At 46.0% G+C, this 21,406-nt stretch carries 16 protein-coding genes; 4 read left to right on the forward strand and 12 right to left on the reverse strand.

What is annotated here, in order from left to right:
* Window positions 1-218: 218 nt before the first annotated feature.
* On the forward strand, window positions 219-935 hold the full coding sequence (locus ACFI6J_RS12935; protein WP_061485220.1) for an enoyl-CoA hydratase/isomerase family protein: 717 nt from the start codon (window positions 219-221) through the stop codon (window positions 933-935).
* 97 nt (window positions 936-1,032) lie between these two features.
* On the opposite strand, the gene ACFI6J_RS12940 is transcribed toward ACFI6J_RS12935, so the two are convergent.
* The 6 genes from ACFI6J_RS12940 to ACFI6J_RS12965 form a co-directional block, all read right to left on the reverse strand.
* Window positions 1,033-1,662 (reverse strand): trimeric intracellular cation channel family protein, encoded by a 630-nt coding sequence (locus ACFI6J_RS12940; RefSeq protein ID WP_156086128.1) that lies wholly within the window; start codon window positions 1,660-1,662, stop codon window positions 1,033-1,035.
* A gap of 129 nt (window positions 1,663-1,791) precedes the next feature.
* The gene (gene rplS, locus ACFI6J_RS12945) at window positions 1,792-2,151 is read right to left on the reverse strand and encodes a 50S ribosomal protein L19 (RefSeq protein ID WP_024015986.1); all 360 of its coding nucleotides are present in this window, start codon (window positions 2,149-2,151) and stop codon (window positions 1,792-1,794) included.
* A gap of 18 nt (window positions 2,152-2,169) precedes the next feature.
* Entirely contained in the window at window positions 2,170-2,931 is a 762-nt protein-coding gene (gene trmD, locus ACFI6J_RS12950) for a tRNA (guanosine(37)-N1)-methyltransferase TrmD (protein WP_014948834.1), read from the reverse strand.
* Window positions 2,932-3,453, reverse strand: a complete 522-nt coding sequence (rimM, locus tag ACFI6J_RS12955) for a ribosome maturation factor RimM (protein ID WP_014948833.1) — start codon at window positions 3,451-3,453, stop codon at window positions 2,932-2,934.
* A 23-nt stretch (window positions 3,454-3,476) separates the two neighbouring features.
* Window positions 3,477-3,728 carry a 30S ribosomal protein S16 gene (gene rpsP / locus ACFI6J_RS12960; RefSeq protein WP_014948832.1) on the reverse strand — a complete coding sequence of 84 codons (252 nt, stop codon included), beginning with the start codon at window positions 3,726-3,728 and terminating at the stop codon, window positions 3,477-3,479.
* Window positions 3,729-4,023: 295 nt separating this feature from the next.
* Window positions 4,024-4,698, reverse strand: a complete 675-nt coding sequence (locus tag ACFI6J_RS12965; protein WP_069943969.1) for a DsbA family protein — start codon at window positions 4,696-4,698, stop codon at window positions 4,024-4,026.
* A 191-nt stretch (window positions 4,699-4,889) separates the two neighbouring features.
* Here ACFI6J_RS12965 and ACFI6J_RS12970 point away from each other — a divergent pair, with 191 nt between their 5' ends.
* From ACFI6J_RS12970 to ACFI6J_RS12980, 3 genes are all read left to right on the forward strand, one after another.
* Entirely contained in the window at window positions 4,890-6,698 is a 1,809-nt protein-coding gene (locus tag ACFI6J_RS12970) for an ABC transporter transmembrane domain-containing protein (RefSeq protein ID WP_239301469.1), read from the forward strand.
* Between the two features lie 131 nt (window positions 6,699-6,829).
* Window positions 6,830-7,888, forward strand: coding sequence for an efflux RND transporter periplasmic adaptor subunit (locus ACFI6J_RS12975; RefSeq protein ID WP_462586199.1), 1,059 nt, complete (start codon window positions 6,830-6,832; stop codon window positions 7,886-7,888).
* The gene (locus ACFI6J_RS12980; RefSeq protein ID WP_462586200.1) at window positions 7,881-10,997 is read left to right on the forward strand and encodes an efflux RND transporter permease subunit; all 3,117 of its coding nucleotides are present in this window, start codon (window positions 7,881-7,883) and stop codon (window positions 10,995-10,997) included. The genes ACFI6J_RS12975 and ACFI6J_RS12980 overlap by 8 nt, the downstream gene beginning before the upstream one ends.
* 206 nt (window positions 10,998-11,203) lie before the next feature.
* On the opposite strand, the gene ACFI6J_RS12985 is transcribed toward ACFI6J_RS12980, so the two are convergent.
* The 6 genes from ACFI6J_RS12985 to ACFI6J_RS13010 all read right to left on the reverse strand — a co-directional run bounded on the left by ACFI6J_RS12985 (window position 11,204) and on the right by ACFI6J_RS13010 (window position 21,286).
* The gene (locus tag ACFI6J_RS12985; protein ID WP_462586201.1) at window positions 11,204-12,460 is read right to left on the reverse strand and encodes an alpha/beta hydrolase; all 1,257 of its coding nucleotides are present in this window, start codon (window positions 12,458-12,460) and stop codon (window positions 11,204-11,206) included.
* 34 nt (window positions 12,461-12,494) lie between these two features.
* Window positions 12,495-12,887, reverse strand: a complete 393-nt coding sequence (locus tag ACFI6J_RS12990; RefSeq protein ID WP_156078094.1) for a TerB family tellurite resistance protein — start codon at window positions 12,885-12,887, stop codon at window positions 12,495-12,497.
* 469 nt (window positions 12,888-13,356) lie between these two features.
* Window positions 13,357-14,574: a phosphoenolpyruvate carboxylase gene (locus tag ACFI6J_RS12995; protein ID WP_110287768.1), complete on the reverse strand. Its 1,218-nt coding sequence runs from the start codon at window positions 14,572-14,574 to the stop codon at window positions 13,357-13,359.
* Window positions 14,571-15,206, reverse strand: coding sequence for a condensin complex protein MksE (locus tag ACFI6J_RS13000; protein WP_462586202.1), 636 nt, complete (start codon window positions 15,204-15,206; stop codon window positions 14,571-14,573). Before ACFI6J_RS13000 ends, ACFI6J_RS12995 begins: the two co-directional genes overlap by 4 nt.
* Entirely contained in the window at window positions 15,203-18,925 is a 3,723-nt protein-coding gene (locus ACFI6J_RS13005) for an ATP-binding protein (RefSeq protein WP_269349270.1), read from the reverse strand. Before ACFI6J_RS13005 ends, ACFI6J_RS13000 begins: the two co-directional genes overlap by 4 nt.
* Window positions 18,926-19,276: 351 nt before the next feature.
* A complete protein-coding gene (locus tag ACFI6J_RS13010; protein WP_462586203.1) occupies window positions 19,277-21,286 on the reverse strand; it encodes a hypothetical protein in 2,010 nt (669 codons plus the stop codon).
* Window positions 21,287-21,406: the final 120 nt, after the last annotated feature.

The raw sequence follows: 21,406 nt of genomic DNA on the forward strand, positions 1-21,406 counted from the left end.
ATGGCAATAGTGCATAGAGATAGCACAATTTTTAACCGACAGTGAGGCTTGTTCCGAATTACCTCATTAGTCAAACGCTTTGTAGTGACATCCCGTCCTTACGTTTTCAAATGATCCACGAATTTAATGACGTAATTGACCAACATAAATAAGCTAAATTTCTCATTTATTGTCAGGATTTTGTATCATTGCGACAATGGAATAATAATGAGAATACAATGCAAAATTTAGCCCTAACCTACACTGGCGACGTCGCCATGCTAACCATGCAAAATGGAGAGAACCGCCACAATCCTCTCTTCGCAAAGGAGATGCTTTCAGCGTTAAATACCATTAAAAGTAATGAAAGCTGTAAAGCACTAGTGATCACATCAAATGATGAGAAATGCTTTAGTCTAGGTATAGACACAGACTGGCTAATGCCAGCAATGAAAGCAGCTCGCACTGAGGAAATAAAGCAATTTATGTACGGTATGGATGACGTGTTTAAAGCGCTGCTTCTGTTCCCTCTTCCCGTTATTGCTGCAATCAACGGACACGCCTTCGGAAACGGAGCAATTTTGGCGTGCGCTTGTGACTTCAGATTTATGCGCGCAGACAAAGGCTTCTTCTGTTTCCCTGAAGTAGATTTATCAATCCCCTTTCTGCCCGGTATGATTGAGTTTGTTAAAAAAGCGATGCCGTATTACAGATTTAATGAAATGAAGCTTTCCGGAAGGCGAGTGTCTGGTAAAGAATTAGAGCAAGATCACGTGGTAGAGAAGGCGTACGATACACAAGAAAGCTTGATGGAAGGTGCGCTGAACTACGCTAAGACCTTTGATAAAAAGCGTGGTATTTTTGGCGAACACAAAAAGCGTCTACATAAACATATCATCCACACTATCGATAACGAGAATAAACCGTTAATAGAATCGCTTTCACTCATGGCATAACAATAATAGGTGCTATGGTGGAGCGTCACTTAAGACGCTTCACCGACATCTGCTAATAAGACTCTTCACGGGCATATCGATGTTGGACTCTACACTGTTAGTTAGGCCTTGGTGTTCTCTTCCTAAAAAGATCGACTTTAACCCCCCAATGCAACGATGCAATTCTTAGTAAAACTGTTACAGAGATAGAACCTAAAATGCACCAAATGTAAGGGATATCTAGGGCAAACAAGGCGGCGTAAGTGAGACCACCTGCAAAACATGCACTCGCATAAACATCTCCGCGCATAACGTAAGGTACTTCTCTGCAAACCACATCGCGCATCAAGCCCCCAAAGATACCGGTTGTCATGCCCATCGTTAAGGCGACAATCATTCCGGTTCCACTAATAAGTGCTTTCTCGATGCCTATGACATTAAAAATAGCAAGCCCTATGGTGTCGATAAGTATAAAGTAAAAATTGGAAGGTGAAGGCATGTAGCGAATGAATAAGACTGTCGCGAATATAGCTGAATAGGTTGCTAGTAGATACTCTGAGGTTTCTACCCAGAAAATAGGTTTTCCTAATAGGAGGTCTCTTAAAGTACCTCCGCCAAGGGCTGTCATCACGCCGACAACGACGATGCCAAACCCATTGATACTTTTGTCATGCCCCAGTAATGCGCCCGATACAGCAAAAAATGCGACGCCAACAACGCCTAACACGATAAAGTATTCTGTACTCATCCATCTCTCTATTAAGAAACCTTAATGTTTGTATTAAAAAACAGGTTGAATGGATCGAATTTCAGGCACAAAAAAGCCCGCTTAAAGCGGGCTTTTTCGAAGTTAACAATAACGCAAGGATTAGTAATCTTAGTTAAGCTTCTCTTTGATACGTGCAGATTTACCTGAACGCTCACGTAGATAGTAAAGCTTAGCACGACGAACCGCACCGCGACGTTTCACTTCAATTGAAGAAACTGCCGGGCTGTGTGTTTGGAACACACGCTCAACGCCTTCGCCGCTAGAAATTTTACGCACGGTAAAAGACGAGTGCAGACCACGGTTACGTTTAGCGATAACAACACCTTCATAAGCCTGAAGACGCTCTTTGTCACCTTCGGTAACGCGAACTTTAACAACTACTGTGTCACCTGGACCAAACGCAGGAACATCAGTCTTTAGCTGTGCTTCTTCGATTTTTTTGATGATATCTTGACTGACTTTGCTCATCATATCCTCTCGTCCTAGTTAACTGTCATCTTGCTGCAGTTGCGCTTGGAATAATTCAAGCAAACGCTGCTGCTCCTCAGTCAGAGCTAGGTGATTTAACAATTCAGGGCGACGCTGCCAGGTTCTACCTAATGATTGCATCAATCGCCACTGCCTAATTTTTTCATGGTCCCCACTTAACAACACATCAGGTACCTTTTGACCATCGAGTATTTCGGGCCGCGTATAGTGCGGACAATCCAAAAGACCGTCAGTGAAAGAATCTTCAACTGCTGAGGCTTTATGCCCCAACACGCCAGGAACTAATCGAGCAACCGCGTCCATAAGAACCATTGCTGGCAGTTCACCGCCGCTTAGCACGTAATCACCAATAGAGACTTCTTCATCTACATGGCTTTCGATTACTCGCTCGTCGATGCCTTCATATCGGCCGCAAATTAAAATTGTGCGGTCAATGTTAGCAAGGCGCTGTACGCCTGCTTGGTCAAGGGGTTTCCCTTGTGGTGATAAGTAGATCACCTTACTTTTTTCGCCACCAACTTTCTTGGCAGCTTGTATTGCGTCGGTTAGCGGTTTTACCATCATCAGCATACCGGGTCCGCCTCCGTAGGGGCGATCGTCTACTGTACGATGGCGATCATGTGTAAAGTCACGGGGGTTGAAGGTGTCAACCGATAACGTTCCAGACTTAACTGCTCGACCTATAACACCCTGTTGGGTAAAAGGGGCAAACATATCTGGAAACAGGCTAACAACGCCGAACCACTTTTCCGGTGTCACTTAAAACCCCGGGTCCCAGTCAACTTTAATGACCTTCGCTTCCTTATCCACCTCTTGTACGACTTCGTCGAACACAAAAGGTAATAGTCTTTCTTTTTGACCAAAAGCATCGCCTACATTCGCTTTAACGTGAATCACGTCGTTAGCACCTGTATTAAACACTTCTTTCACCACACCCAAGTCGTAACCTTGCGTTGTTACTACTTTCATGCCGGTGAGCTCACGCCAATAAACCCCTTCGTCGCCTAAATCAGGCAGCTGTGAAGCATTTATGTTGATATCCAAGTTTTTGATGCGCTCAGCATCATCTCGACTATCAACGCCCACAATTTTTGCAACGAGGCTTTTACCGTGCGGTCGCCACTGGTCAATTTGGTATTCTTTTTCATCGCCAAGAAACCATGGCGCGTAATCAAAAATACCTTCTGGCGTTTCTGTATAGCTGTTGATTTTGACCCAACCTTTAACACCGTACGGTGCACCAATTTTGCCAACAATCACTTTGTCAGACGCTAGACTCATCTATACCACCAGTTAATAACAGCTTACGCTGCAGATTTTTTCGCTTCTTTTACCAAGCTAGAAACGCGATCTGATAAGCTCGCGCCTACACCAACCCAGTATTCAACACGTTCTAGATCTACGCGAAGACGTTCCGCTTGACCTTGTGCAGTTGGGTTGAAGAAACCGATGTTTTCAATGAAACGACCGTTTCTTGCACGACGGCTATCAGCCACCACTAGTTGATAAAATGGACGCTTTTTCGCGCCACCACGCTGTAAACGAATAGTAACCATAAATGCCTCAAACTCGTTGTAGCGTTACCGTTAACTTAAGCCTTCAAACTACGACTAAAAATTAGACGCCAATTAGAAGGCCGCCGAATTATACGGATATCGCCACTCAATGCAAGTAAAAGTCTTGCTTAACTTATAATTAGCGCGTGCTCGGTGACATTACTTTAATCATTGTCGATAGCAGCACTTTAATCATCGTCGAAAGGAGCACCACAACTAGCAAGGCTCAACAAACAAACAATTAACGGCAGCGTTTTTGTTGTCTTCGTATTGGGGAAAGGTAATCTCGTGAAATTTAAAGACGAAGCAGGGTTACACTTGCGTCGTTATAGTCGTAGGGAACGTTTTGCCATTGTGGCTTTTTAAGCTCTTGTGATTTTGTCTCTTCTACCCCGGCAAATTTGTTTGATTTGAGTATTAAACTGGGAAAGCCTTGGGCGCCGATGCTGCGTGACATAGTGATTTCATTATTTAACTTCTTTTCTGTGCTTTCACTATTGAGATCCAATTCGAATTGCTCGGCATCAAGCCCTATTTCTTTAGCAAATGCTATCAAGGTATCAAAATCCGAAGGGTTTCTTGCATTCAGGTAATACCCTTCTTGAATTGCTTTGATCATTGCCTTCTCTAATGCTTTTGCTTCATCGCTATCTCTAGCCTGCGCTTTTGCTGCAAGAACTGCTCGACACGAAGGATAGGTCGAACGACGAGGCTGACACTTTGTCCAAAAATCATAGTTGAATTGTGTTCCAGGCACACGATCTTGAATAGTTTGCCAATAGCCTGCAATAGTAAGTTTCATTTGTTCCGGCATAGGTAAATCACTATCCGGTGCGAGCCCGCCAAGCAAGTAGACAACCTCAATGTCGTTGGGTAACTCACGCTGTATTTGCTCCCAAGTAGGAACGAATGCCCAACACCAACTGCACATTGGATCATGAACATAATACAAAGTACGTGTTTCACTCATCGTTATTTTCCCGTTTTAACTATTTTGCTTTGCTTCTGCGACGTTAACTTTCATCCCAGCGTAAATACTGCCGCTGTAATCGCATTGCCTACGTCCAATGTACATGCTTTGCCGTATAATCCAAATAATGAATTTTAATAAGCGTAGCGAAATCAACGCTATGAATTAGTTATGCGCATGAAGAGGTAATTTTGACAACACCACTCGCTAGTGTATCAACCAAACAAGTCTTACAGTGGATTGGCTCACATTTACTTCGCTACAAAGCGCGCGTTGTAGGTGCAGTTATAGCACTTTTCACGGCCGCAGTTGCATGGCTTTTACTTGGGCAAGGCATTAAGTACGCTATCGACAGCGGCTTCATAGAAAACGCAGCGGATACGTTAAACAAAGCCACAGTATTGGTGCTAGCCATTACTATCGTGGCCTGTTTAGCGACATATGCGCGCTTTTACTTAATGACTTGGCTTGGCGAGCGGGTTAGTGCTGATATCAGAAACCAGGTATATGCGCACTTGCTGTCTCTTCCGCCTTCATTTTTTGCAGAACTTAGAACTGGCGAGGTCATTTCTCGATTTACCAGCGACACTACAATTATCCAGACTGTAGTGGGAATGAGTTTGTCGATGACCCTTCGCTCGGTCGTGACTTTCGTTGGTGCATTGACACTTATGACGTTTTCTAGTCCCCTTCTTACCTTCTGTGTAATTGTTGCAGTACCCGCTGTGCTGGTTCCTATCAAGGTACTGGCGCCTCAAGTGCGCCGTTATGCCAAAGAAAGCCAGGACAAAGTGGCAGACTTGGGTGCACGCATTGATGAAAGTCTCCATGAAATTATGACCGTACAGGCCTATACCGCTGAAAATGCCGAACGAATGCATTTCTCTAAAAAGGTAGAGCTTGCCATGGACGTAGCTAAAAAGCGTATTCACTATCGCTCACTACTTATTGGCTGCATCATGTGTATCAGTATGACGGCCATCATCTTTATTGCTTGGGTGGGGGCAAGACAAGTATTAGACGGCACTATGACCGTAGGTGAACTCTCCGCTTTCCTTTTCTATGCCGTAATGGCTGGCGGCAGTGTGGCCACAATCAGCGAAGTCATTGGTGAAGTACAGCGAGGTGTTGGTGCAAGTGAGCGTTTGTACGAGCTATTTACCACTGAGCCTTCTATTCGATCTTTGAATGGTGACACAGCTGAAGCCTCTGCTTCTTCAACGTACTCAGCATTAAAAGGAGCAAGCGCTAAACCGATAATCTCCAAAGCGGCACCAAAAATAGAATTGGAAAATGTCAGCTTTGCTTACCCCAACAGCAAACCTTTGTTTGATAATTTAAACATTAACATTCAAGCAGGAGAACGTCTTGCTCTGGTAGGAGCAAGTGGCGCAGGCAAAACAACGCTATTTCAATTATTAATGCGCTTCTACGACCCAAGTGCCGGACAAATACTGTTCAATGGTGCGCCTATCAACAAAATGCCTGTAGACGTTCTGCGCCAACATATTGCGATAGTTACCCAAGAGCCCGTCGTCTTTGCTGATACCGTGTTGGAAAATATTCGCTACGGCAGCCCACATGCAAGTGACGACGCCGTGATAAATGCAGCGAAGCAGGCATTTGCCCACGAATTTATCGATAACCTAGATGAGCGCTACAACACACAGTTAGGCGAACGAGGCGTAAAACTTTCTGGCGGTCAAAAACAACGTATTGCTATTGCTCGCGCTATTTTGGCCGACCGCCCAATTTTACTCCTCGATGAAGCAACAAGTGCGCTTGATGCGATGAGTGAGCGTATGGTTCAACAAGCGATAGATAGATTAATGGTAGGTAAAACCAGCATCGTGATTGCTCACCGACTTGCGACGGTGCAGCACGCCGATCGCATATTAGTTATGGATAAAGGTCAGGTCGTAGGAAGCGGCGACCATGCATCGTTAATGAAAAGCGATACCCTGTACAGGGAATACGCCGAACTGCAATTGCTTAGCTGAACCGCCTGTGGTGCTATACGGTACAAACAACGAGGTCGACCAATCGACTACAAAACATACGTTTTGGTAATACAAAAATAAAGGGCCAGCAGCTTTTTCTGCACAGGTTCCAATAACGCTACGGGTTTAAAATGAAAAATTCATTCTATGGTGCAATGAAGACATGGACAGGTCTTTGCGCTCTTTTTTTGATGATGGTGCCAACTGCAAATGCACAATTTATGGGGGACAGACAGGCTAAACTTGTTGTAACCAAGCCCATTGAATTTATGAACGAAACGCGCAAAGTGGAAGCAGTAGGCAGTGCAGAAGCCGTTCGTTCAATCGTGTTATACCCTGCCGTTTCCGACGAAGTTACAGAAATTAACTTTGTACCCGGCCAAGCGGTGGAAAAAGGCAAAGTACTTGTTCGCCTTGACGACAGACGACAGCAAACAGCGTTAAAACGCGCAAAACTCACTTTGGAAGATGCACAGCGCACTGTAGAACGATTAGCTTCAAGCTACAAACAAGGCGCAGTACCGGTTAGCGAATTAGATTTAGCTCGCACTCAACGTGATCTTGCAGAAGTTGCATTGGAAGAAGCTCAAGCCGATTTACAAGATAGACACATCGTTGCGCCTTTTGACGGTGTTGTGGGCATAACTGACGTTGAAGTAGGCGATCGCATTAACGAGCAGACTGTGATCACTACACTGGATGACAGAAGCAAACTCTTTATTAACTTCAAAGCGCCTGAAGCTGCATTGCCTGTGTTACTCAACGCGCCAAATGTAACGCTGGAGCCTTGGAGTGATAAAGAGAAAGTAGTGAAAGCTGAAATAGCACAGGTCGATTCACGTATTAGCGAAACTGACAGAACCCTTCGCGCAAGAGCCCTACTGGATAACTCTTCCGATCAGTTCCGTCCTGGCATGAGCTTTCGGGTTAATTTAAGCATTGAAGGCGATCGCTTTGCTGCCATTCCAGAAGCCGCACTTTTGTGGGGAGCTACTGGCGCTTACATATGGCTTGCCGAAGACGGTAAGGCTAAACGTGTTGACGTGAGTGTTCATCAGCGTCTTAGAGGAACTATTCTTGTTTCGGGTGACATTAAAGAGGGTGACACGCTAATTTCCGAAGGCGTACAGCGCTTACGTACCGGACAAGAAATTACCACCGAACTGGCCGGAGGGCCTCAAGGTGAGTGATCCTAACCTATCTTCTTCAGTTAGCGACTTACCATCGCTATCTATTCGACGCCCGGTTCTTATTGTTGTACTAAACCTACTTATTGCTATCGCTGGGTTTGCTGCATTGAGCGGTCTTGAAGTGCGCGAGCTGCCCGATGTAGATACACCTCAGGTAACCGTTACAGCGGAATTTCCCGGCGCATCTCCTGAAACAGTAGATGCCGAAGTAACTGGTCGCCTTGAAGGTGCGGTTGCGCGTGTAAGTGGCGTCAAAGACATCTATGCGCAAAGTGAAGAAAACTCTGCCCGTGTTCGGGTTGAGTTTCGCCCCGGCGTTAACTTGGAAGACGCGGCTAACGAAGTACGTGAGTCGGTCAGTCGAATTCAGCGACAGCTTCCGGAAGATGTCGAACAAGTATCGATCATTCGGGCCGACAGCGACGCTCAGGCAGTTGTAAGCCTTGCTATTTCAAGTGATACCTTGGACATGGAGACGCTCACCGAACGTGTTGACACCGATGTAGCACCATTGTTTTTAAGCATTCCTGGCGTTGCCGACGTTATGTTAGATGGAGAAAGAGAGCGTGTGCTGCGCGTTTCTGTGGATCCTCTACGATTAACCAGTTTTGGCCTATCGATGAGTGACATTGCTAATGCACTATCGCTTGCGCCTTTTGATGTACCCGCTGGCAGTATTCAATCTGCCGAACAAGCGTTAATCGTGCGAGCTGATGCAACTTCGGTATCGGCAGAAGATGTGGGTAACATTGTTGTAAGCGGTGACATTCGAATTAATGATGTTGCCAGTGTGTACTTCGGCCCTGCCGACACCACCAGCGTAGTTCGTTTGGATGGAACGCCAGTCATAGGCGTTGGCGTAATACGTCAAGCAAGCTCTAATACTATTGAGATTTCAGATGAAGTGCTGGCCATGGTCGCAGACCTCGACAAGCGTTTTACTGATATGCATATCGTAGTAACGTCCGATGATGCAGAGTTTATCCGCGACTCGGTTAAAGAAGTGGTCGTCTCTCTCAGCCTGACCGTGGCGTTAGTGGTGGTCACCCTCTTAGTGTTTATTGGTTCATGGCGTGCCACCATCGTCCCAGCCCTTTCGATACCCGTTTCGCTAGCGGGTGCACTGGCTATTATTTGGGGCATGGGCTTTTCCATTAATATTCTTACCCTCCTCGCTCTTGTATTGGCAACAGGCATGATAGTAGACGACGCTATTGTGGTTTCTGAAAATATACAGCGTCGCAGAAGTATGGGTCTAGGTGCCCGTGCGGCAGCCGTGGTGGGCACACGAGAAGTATTCTTCGCAGTAGTAGCAACAACCGCAGTACTCGCCTCAGTATTTATTCCCATCGCATTCCTTCCTTCTACTGCAGGGCTTTTATTCAGGGAGTTTGGAGGCGTATTAGCTGGCGCTGTTATAATCTCATCTTTCGTTGCCCTTTCCTTGGTTCCTGCACTTACCGCCCGACTTAAGGTGAAAGAAGCGAAAGAAAGCGGTTTGTTTAGCAAGACCTTTGGCCGTTTTGGCAACGCTTGTTTGCGCCTGTATCAGGCGTCATTATTAAAAGCGCTCAAATATGGCTGGGTAGTTGGTGTGTTAAGCTTAGCAGCAGGCGGTGGCGCTTATATTTTATCGCAAAATATCGATAATGAATTACTGCCAAGCGAAGACAGAGGCACAATTCGTATTTTTGCACGAGGTCCAGACGGTGCTGGCCTAAACTTTATGGACAGACAAGCTGAAAAGATGGAAGAACTGCTGCTTCCCTATGTGGATAACGGCACCATAGATTCCATTTACACGGTAGTCGGTTCGTGGGATCCCAACATCGTCTTTATCACAGCGCCTTTGAAGCATTGGGATGACCGAGACAAATCTCTGCAAGAAGTAGTAAATGAAATACGCCCTAAGCTTCAGCAAATTCCTGGTGCGCCAGGTAGTGCCTTCGGCGGCAATAGTTTGAACCTTCGCGGTCAAAGCGGCGGGCTTGAAATAGCATTAACTGGCGACACTTATGAAAACATTTTCGAAGCTTCACAAGCGTTCTCTCGTCAGATTGAAGATGCACTACCTGAACTAGGTAGACCGAGAATAAGCTACGACCCTACTCAACCTCAGATGAGAGTAAATATTGACAGACGCCGTGCTGAAGAACTGGGCGTGCCGCTTACCGATATAGCAAGTACCCTGCGCGCCGCAGTGAACGGCGATGATATCGCAGATTTGAATGTGGGCGACCAATCTATCCCTATCATGCTGCAAACTAATAATCGCAGTACATTAGATCCATCTGAGCTTACTAGCTTGTATGTGAAAAGTACCGACGGAAACTTGGTGCCTCTTTCTAGCGTAGCTTTCATCAGTGAAGAAGGTGTTGCCGCTGAATTAGAGCGTCAGGCACAGCGCCGCGCAATTAAGCTGGAAATGGAATTGCCCGAAGACGTAGCGCTTAGTAATGTAGTGGAAAATATTCGCAATCTAGCAGCAGAATCATTACCGAACGGTATCGGACTTGTGTTTCTTGGCGAAGCACAAACTTATGAAGAAACGTCTAAGCAAGTAGCGCTTACCTATGTGTTGGCTTTTATTATTGTACTGCTTGTATTGGCTGCACAATTTGAAAGTGTGAACAGTGCGGTTGTGGTTATGCTTACCGTTCCTTTTGGTATTGCAGCCGCGGTCTATGCCCTGTTTTTAACCGGCACCAGCATTAATATTTACTCGCAAATTGGCTTGGTAATGTTGATAGGTCTTCTCGCCAAAAACGCGATTCTTTTGATTGAATTTGCCGACCAGCTTCGCGATAAAGGCTATGATATTTACGATGCTATTGTCGAGGCTGGTAGAGTGCGATTACGCCCTATTATGATGACGCTGGTTTCAACAATACTAGGTGGCCTGCCGCTCATTCTGTCCACAGGCGCTGGCGCAGAAGCTCGTAATGCTATTGGCTGGGTCGTATTTGGTGGATTGGGTATTGCCGTAGTATTTACCCTTTACCTGACACCGGTTTTGTATCTTGCACTTGCCCGATTTACCAAGCCACGTGCAGACGAAAGCGCTAAGCTTGAGAAGGAAATGGAAGAAGCCAACGCACAGCATTCCTAGGATTTACCCGCTTAAGTAGGCGCTATGCCTATTTAAGCGGCACCTAAACGGCGACTGTGCGCTAGGTTTGCTTTGAGAATTAAGAGAGACGCCCAAGCTACGTGTGTTGTAACAACAAGTGTTACTACCCGCGTTAAGGCTTGGGCGTTTTTTTATTAAAAAACGGCTGATGCTAGAGCTTTCAAATGGATTAAGAACCTACTGCCCTAGTAGGTTCTACAGAACGCTTTGACTTTGGCTTTACCAGTAAAGGCGAGTAGTTGATCGACCATTCTATCAAAGTAAGGGTTGTAGGTTAGCCTTGCATACACTTTATCTTTCTTATTAGTTGCTAACTCTTCATCAGCGTTATCGGGCTCAAATCCCCACGGCCCATACCACACTTCTTCGCCCGCTTTGCAGCGCGCTTCAGCGTCACTACCTTGACCGTTATCACATATGCGAAAGTCACTCGAAGTACCATATAGCGGGTTCTTATCTGAAAAAAGTGTACTCATATGGGAGGCTGCGCTAATTCGCTGCTCCGGAACCTTCATGGTTTGCATGACGAGTGTATTTTCAGGTACATCGGGTTCACCCTCACCCTGCCACAATAAACACTTGTGTGGATGAGTAAAATTATCTCTAAACTGTTCAGATACTTTTTTTGTGTCAACCACACTGTCTTTTTCTGCCACCACCATAAGCACAGGTAAATTCAACGCACGCTTTTCTTTTTCCGATTTAGAGAATAAATCTTGAAGCACATTTACGCTTTCTTGATAGGCAGCGAACCCTGGCATTGCAGTGGAGTTATAGCGGCTTGGGTTATCTTCTTCTTCAACATTAGGCCAGGGAAATAATGAGTCAATATAAGGCGCTAAACGGGACACAAAGAAGCGTGATTTAAAGGCTGGTGAAAAATGCATTAGCCCTTTTATATCAAGCTCTTCAGCCATCGAAAAACTTGCTATTGTGGTCAAGTTAGCGCCCGTCGAAAAGCCACCAATGTAGAGGTTGTCTACTTCTTCGGAAAATAGTCGTATGTGATGATTAGTTTCTGTCTGCCACTGCTGATAGCTAACATTTAGCATGTCTCCGGGTTTTGAGCCGTGTCCCGGCAACAAGATGGTTCTTACGTGAATCCCCTCATTACACATGGCGTTGGCAACATCACGAAAAAAGTAAGGTGAATCGCCCAATCCATGAACTAACAAGACGCCAATATTGCGGTATTGTGTGCCGCATTCAAATGGCATATTCATGGACATTTCTTGTGCTTTGTCGTCAGAAATAAATGCCCTATGTTCAAGCAAGTAACGTTCAACTTCATTTAGGTAATTATCGAAAGGCTGCACACCAACCGGGAAGGCCTGTGCACTGGCGCTGAACTGAGAACTGTGCGACGAATGGCAGCCGCTCAATAAGAACAGCGCGAGAGAAGCAGCACATGCGTGTGCTGCTTTAACGGTAAAATTTGGCATTGTTAACGTTTAGGTCTGTGGCAATAAAAAGCGATTATTGCAGTGTATCTTTACCCGAAACTAAAGCTTTGGCGAGTAATTTATGGGTAAGTAATGATAGAAGTTCGGTTTCTTCCTCGCTTCGCTCGCCATCAACGCCCGTAATAGCCATTGCAACCTCTAACGTTTTCTCGGCATCAAACGATAGGTCGTGCTTCAAACTGCGTAAAAACGTAATGGCATCACCGGTGTCAATGGCCTTTCGCGTTTGGTATATCGTGTCGTTTAGAAATGCTTCGCGACAGATTGGGCTTTGCCAGTCTAAAGACTCAACCATTGCATTCAGGTAGTCTTGTTCCGACAGTGTGACCATTCCGTCGACTTGATAAAGTAATACTGAAAGCTTGATAAGGGCTTGGTTAAAACTTTGTTCTTCTGATAATTGCATAACACTCTTCCTCTTCGTACTGTACGCGGCAGTACCGCAACATGCTCTGCGTCCTAGCAGTAGCGATAATTTTTTTGTGTCTACACCGAGCTATTTAACACCCAAAGCATCAATAACGCGTCGTTGTTGAACTACGATAGGACCTATAAACCTTTAACTTGGTTCCAAGGTTTAACAGGGCTAATAATGTAGACCGCTGAATTGACGATAGTGTTACGCCGCGATGAAGCTTTTAGTTCACAATGTTAAATAAGTGTAAACACCTATTGCATTATAGGTGTTTTTTGACAGGTTCCAAGTGTCACACATCGCAAAAATTGGCGTGAAAAAGAAAAGAACGAAGTTAATCAACATTGTTAACTTACGTTTAAATTTGAACCGTTGACGTTGTATGAAAGCCTGGCACACCCTTGATAAACGTGGGCCAGACTTTACCTTGATAGGCGATGGGTAAGATTAAGAAATGACGTTAACGCAAGCCCAACGTGATATCGTTAATGTAGAAATTGCCCGTATAGACTTTATCGTTATTACCATGGGATTCTAATGCAAAAAACTGCTTATCTTCATCGTTTAAGGCTTGATACCCCCCGATCACCTGATAAATCCACACTTCAGGGTCAAAGTCTAAAGCCTGTTCTTCAAAGTAATCCAGCGCCGTTTTAGGCTGACCAGAATCGATGACTTCACAGAAATACGCTTCTACCGCTTGCTGCAATGGATCTTTTTCAAGTGACAAGGTCGATTGCTCAGTCACATCAATATCGACTGGTTTCGTGTCTTCGTGCTTAGTCTGACGTTTGTGTACGTGGGTTAACGACGCCACTATATTTTGGTAATCGGCTTCATGCTCAACGTTGTTCACGTCTGGGGCAGCGTTAGCAATAATCGCGTCCGATTGGTTAAACAACACAGGTACGTTAGTCAGGTTAGCGTAGTTGCCTGGCGCAAAATCAGGCTGCTGCTCCATGTGTAGCAAGAAGCCTTTAAGCAAGCGTGTTCGACCTTGGAACTCTCTGAACCGACCCAACAAGTCTAATAAGCGTGCTTGTACTACTGACAGCTCCTGTGCGGCTTTGGCAAAGCGCTGCTGTAGCGACACCACCAGCAAGTGACGAAGTTCACGGTTAGAACCAGCCAGTTCACTTAATTCATCGAAGCGGAAACACTCAAGCTGGGCAAGTAAGTCGGTTACCTGTCCTTGCGCTAGCTCATTTTCGCGAATTTTAGCTTCAACCGAAGACACGTAGCCAAACTCATTGTTAATACGGCCAAACATGACACGTACGCTATTACTCAATGATTCTGAAAGTTGATAGACATGCTCGGTTAAATCGCCCATGTGGGCTGCCGCTTCATTGTACTTGTTGTAATGAAGGGCTTCTTTATAGTGCTCGGTTAGGGTTTTAAGGCTTGCCAGCGACGCACCAATATTAGCGTTGATAGTTCGGTTGCGTTCGTCTTGTAAGCTCCCCTCTAAAAGGGTTCTCACCGCGCTTTTCAAACGCAGTTCGCTTTGCGCTTCCGGACGCCATAATACGCCTAGTTGAACAAGCTGTTCCAACACCTTAGGGCTGTGATCGCGCTCTTTTACCGAACCATTAATGTACGCCTGCATGATAAGGTCGCTGTGACGACCCAATGCGTTTAATAGTTTAGTCCCTGCCTGAATTAACACCTGGCTCATATCAAGCTACCTTGCGAAATAGCGGCCTCCGCCTGCTCAGATAAACTCAGCGCTTCAGTTTCATCAATGAAACGTAGCATTTCGTAAAGGTGTTCAATTTTGCCAGTGCCCAGATAAATCTGTTTATCTGGGTTTGGCTTAATCAGATAACCCATTTCGGTTAAGCGTTTAAACACCTGCTTTAGCTGACCATCCAAATTCACACTGGTAGAACCAAACATGCGATAGCGCGATATTTTCTCTAACTGCTCAGCATAGGCGGGGGTGTCTTCAATGGTAGTTTGCAGCTCGTTTAATCGAATCGCGCTACCCATGGTAATGGGCATATCAGATTCATTGGCTTGCTGAACTAGCAGCAACCACTCTACCAGAGGCACTAGGTTAGATGCTGTATCTTGGAACTGCTGTGTAAGCACTTTGCGCTCGTTCTCACAAATAGTGAGGAAGCTGGCAAAGAATACGTCACCCTCAGCGGTGGTCGATAATGTACGATTTAATAACGCTAAATGAGGTTCTAACTGCGCAGCGTTGTCTCTTGATTTAAGAAAACGCCATGCTTCTTCATCGGTCACCTGACAAATAAACGCGCCTTGTAGAAGTGCACTTAGTACACGGCCTTGTTCTGTCATCATGCTGATGCCTCCTCACCTGCTACTTCACCGTTCTTTTCTGCTTCTTTTTTCTGTTTAATGCGCGCCCCTATAGAACTTGCTTTTGGCTGAACCACCTGCAGTTGGCGGGTTACCTTATCTATCAAGTAGCGGTTTTCAAACAACGTCAATACTTCTGACTCTGGGTTAGGGAATGCGCCGACTACACTAATGTTATTGTTTTGACACGCTTCAAAGATTTTCTTCACGTTGTTTTGGTGAAGTGTACCTAGTTCATCGATCGGCCAATGCACTGTGGCGTCGGCATCGCCGCGCAGCAGACGGGTGAAAGCGAGTAAGAATTTACACAGAATAAGGTAGGCCATACCGTGGCTTGATGACTCGTTAAGCTGGCGATCAGTACGAATGACAAGGTCACTTTTACCCTCACGAAGGTGTAGCTCGATATCAAGTAGCTTGCTAATGCCGCCCGTAAGCGCTGCACGGCCAAGAATATCAAGAACCCGGCGCATACTTTGACCGTACTCTTCCTCTGGTAACTCGTTAGCCCCCTCTTCCATCCAGTGCTCATAGAGCTTTCTGAATTGCTCAAGTTCGGGCCAGAATTCAAGTTCACTAATACGTGAGCGAATTTTAACAGCCGAGTCTGATACACCATCAAGAGAAAGGTCGCCGTCGACCTCTTGGGTAATACGGCGGCTTTGCGACACAATGCGTTTGTCGATATCGGCAAGTACAAAGTAGTATTGCGAAAGATCGGCACCAAAGATACGGCCTTGCTCACGCAAGCCCTGTAGCTTCTGCGGAACAATCACGTTTAGAAGCTGTGCTAAATGCGACACCATTCGGCGGTGATCAAAGCTCTTCACGCCGTGGGCGTTTAGCGTTGCACACTCTTCACGGGCGCGCTCCCACGTATCAGATAGCCCTGTACCCGCTTGCGCAGCAATAAGCTGGTCGAATCTTTCTACATAGGCGCGAATATCGCTTAGTAAGTTTTCGCGCTCTTGAAGCTGGCTTTGCACTTCTGAAATACGCTGACCAATACTTACATCGTCGTGCTTAATTTCAGCCGTTTCATCACCTGCCTGAAGCGTAAGCTTGGCAAGAGATTTACTTAAGGTTTTAACCTGTTCTAGGTGCTCACTGGCAGTTTTAAGCGTAGTTTCAAGCTGCCCGTGCTGCTCTTGAAGCTGTTCGCGGTTAGCTTTATAGGTTGCTTGCTTGCTGGCTAAATTACGCTCAGATTCGCCCAATAACTTACGCGACTTAGACAAGCCTTCCTGCCATACCACTTTTTGCTTGGTAAACACGTTAGTGTACCAACGCTCGTAGTCGGCTACTTTATGACGGTGGGTTTCAGTGCGCGTAATGTCTTCTTTAAGCTTATTGATTTGCTTTTTAAGCTGACCTATTTCATCAACATCCACACCGCGATTGCTCAATTCGCTTTCTAGCCAATCCTGCATATCTTTGCGGTCTTGGGCGGCATTGTCTTTCGCCTTACGCATGTCGCTATCAAGCTGAGATATACGTGCTTCACTGTCAGCAATAAGCTGCTGCCAATGGAATTTGTGTTCGGTTTCCGCTTCGCGCTGCTGATCTTTGATTTCGTCACGACTAAGCTCAAACTGCGCCTTCGCTTGCTTTTGCGACTGCTGATTCGCTTCAAGCTTAGTTTTGGCTTTTTGCTTACGTGCAGAAAGCGCCTGCTGATATTCGCTAAGTACCGTATCGCGGTCTTGCTGTGCACGTTTACGGCTGGCTTCGGCACTTTTAACGGCGTTGTCTTTTTGGGTAACCACAAGCTCGGCGTTGCGCACATCTTCGTTCGCTTTCGCCAAGCGCTGTTCGCATTCGTTTTGCGCAGCAAGGGCAGCGGCTTGACGAATTTCAGCTTCTTGCAGTTGCTGCTTAAGCGCTTGCTCGGTAAAGGCATAGTCTGGGGTATCAAGTTCAGTAAGTGCTAACTTAACGCCCATAAAGGTATGGCTGTCGCCTTGTGCATCCTTTGCCATAGCAGGCGCTAAATCAGTGCGCTCTAGTAGCTCAGGGCGAACAACTTTACCTAAGGATAACTCCCAGTCATCGACATTGGCGCGCAAGAACTCAAGTAGCGAGCCTTCTCCAGGGTAAAGAAGTGCATTAATTTTGTTAACCGCTTTTTCTTCTTGTTGAAAGGCGTTGCGCGCTTTATCTAACGCATTTGAACATTCTTTGCGAAACTCAACTGATTTACTGTGCGCCTGCTGCGCTTGTCGCAGCTCACCGCGCGCTGCATCTTCATTGATAGATGCTTCTTTAATGGCCGCATCAAGAATATCTAGCTGGGATTGTTCAAACTCGTTGTAGCCTGCGTTACTTAGTGAAGCTTTTAGTTCAGCTTCAGCAACTTTTAGCTCATTCAAACTATTTTGGTAATCGTTCTGAAGCGCGCTTAGCTGACTATTGTAGTCGCTCTGAATGCGACTTAATGCTTCACGCTCGCTCTGCTGCTGCTCAGCTTTATTTTCTGCGGCTTCTTGGCGTGCGGCTGACATTTCTTCCAGGGTAATTGACAGCTTTTCACCTAGCTCAGCCAAGCGCTTGTTGTAGGCCGACTCAATATCTTGGTGTTTTTCAGTAAGCAGTACATAGCGACTATCGGCCATGGCCTTTTCATTTTGCCACTGCGCTAGATTTGCCACGTCTTCTTTAAGCTGCTCAATATTTTCGTCTTGCCATTTATCGAATTCACGCTCTACCGTATCAAGTTCACTGGTGAACTTCTCAACATCAGCGCGAGCAGATGAAATTACCTGGTTTAGGTGATCACGGGTATCACCCCACTCGCTGTCCGTTTGTTTGCGCTGGAAGCTATTCTCATCCAGTTCATTCTTTGTTGTTTCAACGCGCGCAGCCAAGTAGGTCTTATCAAGCTCGAAGCTATGCTTAAGGTTAGCAAGCACTTGCTCTGTTGTGGTTAGCGCCATGTCAGCTTGTTCGAGTTTAGAAAATTCAGGGCGAATTTTGTCGAACTGTTTAATTAAGTGACATTCTTTAATCCAGTCATCGACGCGGTGGCGGCTTAGGCCTGAAGTAGGTGGCGTAACACCATCCTCTTCTAAAATGGCGGCAATCATGGCCTTGATAGTTTCCATCTTGCCTTCTTTAGAGTGAACCGCTTTAGCCAACTTCTCAATGTGGCGCATGTGTTTCGACGGTTCGCAAAGACTAAAGATTTTGGCGTAACCTAATAGCTCACGGGCATTGTTACTCTGGTTTAGCACACCGTGATCGTTTTGAATGATTGCACGGAAGTCTTTCGTATTAAGTAAGCTCGTAACCAATATGTTGTTACGCTTCATGGCACGTGCAAGCTCGGCGCTGCTTACACTGGCGTGTTTGCCGTTCTTTTGCTCTATCAAATAATCACTGATTTCAAATGGCTTGCCAATTAAACGATAATTAACGCCAGTTCCATTTGAGCTTAACACTGCTTGGCACAGGTCACCTTCGGCACGCGTGTATTCATAAATAATAAAGCTAGATAAACGAGGCAAATACCAGCGTTCAAAGCTGTCACGGGTTGCCGGTACCACGCGGCTAGGATATTCACCGTAAAACACGGGAATAAGTCGTTGAAGCGTGGTTTTACCCGACGCATTGGTACCACAAATATTGGTGTGTCCATCAAGCTTTAGCTCGACCACGCCTGGTAAATGCGTGTCGATAAGAATAATACGTTTTAAGCCTGCCATAGTGTTCCTGTATCAATAACTCTGCCGCGTGAACGCTCACACAGCACAAAACTGTACCTGCTTTGATAGGGTAAAAGTTGCATACCTGAAAGAAAGCGAGCACATGCGCACGATGTAGCCCGTCAGTGTATTATGAATTCACGAATTTGCACAGATGCGCGGTGATTTGTTGGTTATAAAGCATGCTATTGTTTAAAAGTTAGTTGGCAAAGCTTTTGAATATCCCAATAACGCCAAATAAATATAAAGCGGCACGTACTGATTAGGTACGTGCCGCTTTAGCGAAAGCATTGAGCTTTCATAGAACAGCGATGAAATGAACGGTTTCTATAAAGCTGTCTATCAGCTGTTTTACTTCACTGACAATACATTTACCGACTCTGGTGCGGGATACATCATGCTAAAGCTGGGCGTAATATCACCCGAGGCTGCATTTAGAATATTGTCAAAGCGCAGGATCATGCCATTTGATTTTTCAGCAACATATACATGACCATTGCTGAGCATCAAGTCTACCGGATTACCCAACATTGAGTTCGGTCCTGCAATATTGACGGATACATCCGTTATGCCATCGGCACTGCCTGCGCCAGGAATCACGTACAATTTACCGTCAGTAGCATCCGCTGCGCTGCCTACATCAGAAATGACCAAACTATCGCTTTGGCTATCATAGTCTATGCCATGGATGTTGGTTGGCGCGGCAAATGCTGTCCCACCACTTGCAGGGACAATCAGCCTATCTTCACCCGTAATTACGGTTTCACCGCTTTCCATTTTGCGCATCACTTCTTCAAACACGGCAACCGAACCGTTAGTTAACGCCAGATACGCGCTATCAGTTGATGGGTCGTAATCCACATCCCAAGGGCGCGCCCCGTTGGCCGCTTCAAGTGTTAATAGAGGCGCAACATTGCCTGACGCACAAGGCGAGAATACGCGAACGGCAGGAGTAGCTTCGTTAACATCTGCCACAAATACCACACCTGCTTCTGAGGCAATGTCTAACCCTTTAGGTGCAATCAAGCCTGTATCGCTACCCGCAATCATGTGGTCGAAACTATCGCTATACATCATACCGTCTCGCATGGTTTTGAGGCGATTAATCACGAGTAAACCACCCGTTGAGGTTTCAACATCATCGAAGGTAATGACGCCATCACCGCTAGCCGTGAAAGCGGCACTCTCAATGCTCATACCAGCGTCAAAAGTGCTTAGCTCACTGGAAAGTACAGCGCTGTATTGCGCTACTTGCCCCGTGGTTGCACCTTCGCTTGCAGGGTTACTTGATACCGAAAGGCCCATAATAGGCATGGTAGTTATGCCATCGTCCGATGCGTCTTTCATCTCGTTCAGCTGAGTTAACTCGGCCAACGACTCTGGTTTTACTGAAGGCGTTGATAGCGTTGGTGCAACGTCGCCACTAGCACCGTTGAATATGTTTGAGAACACCAAAATGGCGTCATTGGATTTTTCCGCCACGCGAAGATCAGAACCGGTTAAAACAATGTCTACTGGATTACCAAGCTGGGTAGATGCGCCGCCAATCACTCTGCTTGGTACAGCAGCCCCATCAGCCGTAGAGGCATTTTCTAAAACAAAAATTTGACCATCATCAGCAATTGCAGCATCGCCAACGTCTGACAATACCATACGATTAGACATAGGCTCGTAAGCGATACCGTGCAGATTAATCGATATTTGATTTCCGTCTGCATCTGAAGGCACCACTGAACGCATAACTGTGGGCGCAAAATCAGAACCAGCGACATTATCGTAAACCGCGAGTGTCCCATCGGTCAGTGCAACAAACAATCTATCGCTTTGTTCGTCATAGGCCACATCCCATGGTTTTGCTGAGGTCATTATTTCTGCAATCGGTGCAACATTGCCTGCTGCTTGGCCACCGAATACGCTAACCTTTTGACCGTTAAAGTCAGCCACCATAACTAAACCTGCATTTTCAGCAAAGGCAATACCTTTCGGATTAACAAGGCCCGTAGTTGCGCCCGTTATCTCATGCCCAGTACTCATCATGTAGTCGGCTTGAGCTTCAAAATTACAAAGCGTTCTTAATAACGGTAAATCACTGTCGCCAGCTTGTACCAAGCTTCCGCTTTGCGTGAATACAATCCCCTCATTGGCTCCTGTGGTTACCGTGGATAAGACGTTCGCGTTTTGGTCAATCGAGGTAACAGTATTGCGGTTGTCATCGCCATTGTTTGCGACCAAGAAAGTCGCTGACGCAAAGCCTGGGGTTCCATCCTGACCGGGTGCACCATCTTGGCCAGGCGCGCCATCAGTCCCATCGACACCATTTGTTCCGTCGTCACCGTCGCAGGCACTTAGCGCGAGAACCATTGCCGTCGCCAACAGTGACAGTTTTAATTTTTACTGTGATGTTTTATTAAATTCCATCTTCATCTCCGTACTTGTTGATTCGTGAAGAGACGTCACTTAAACGCGATGCGATAAGTACTG

It is taken from the genome of Alteromonas sp. G4i13, from assembly GCF_054960505.1.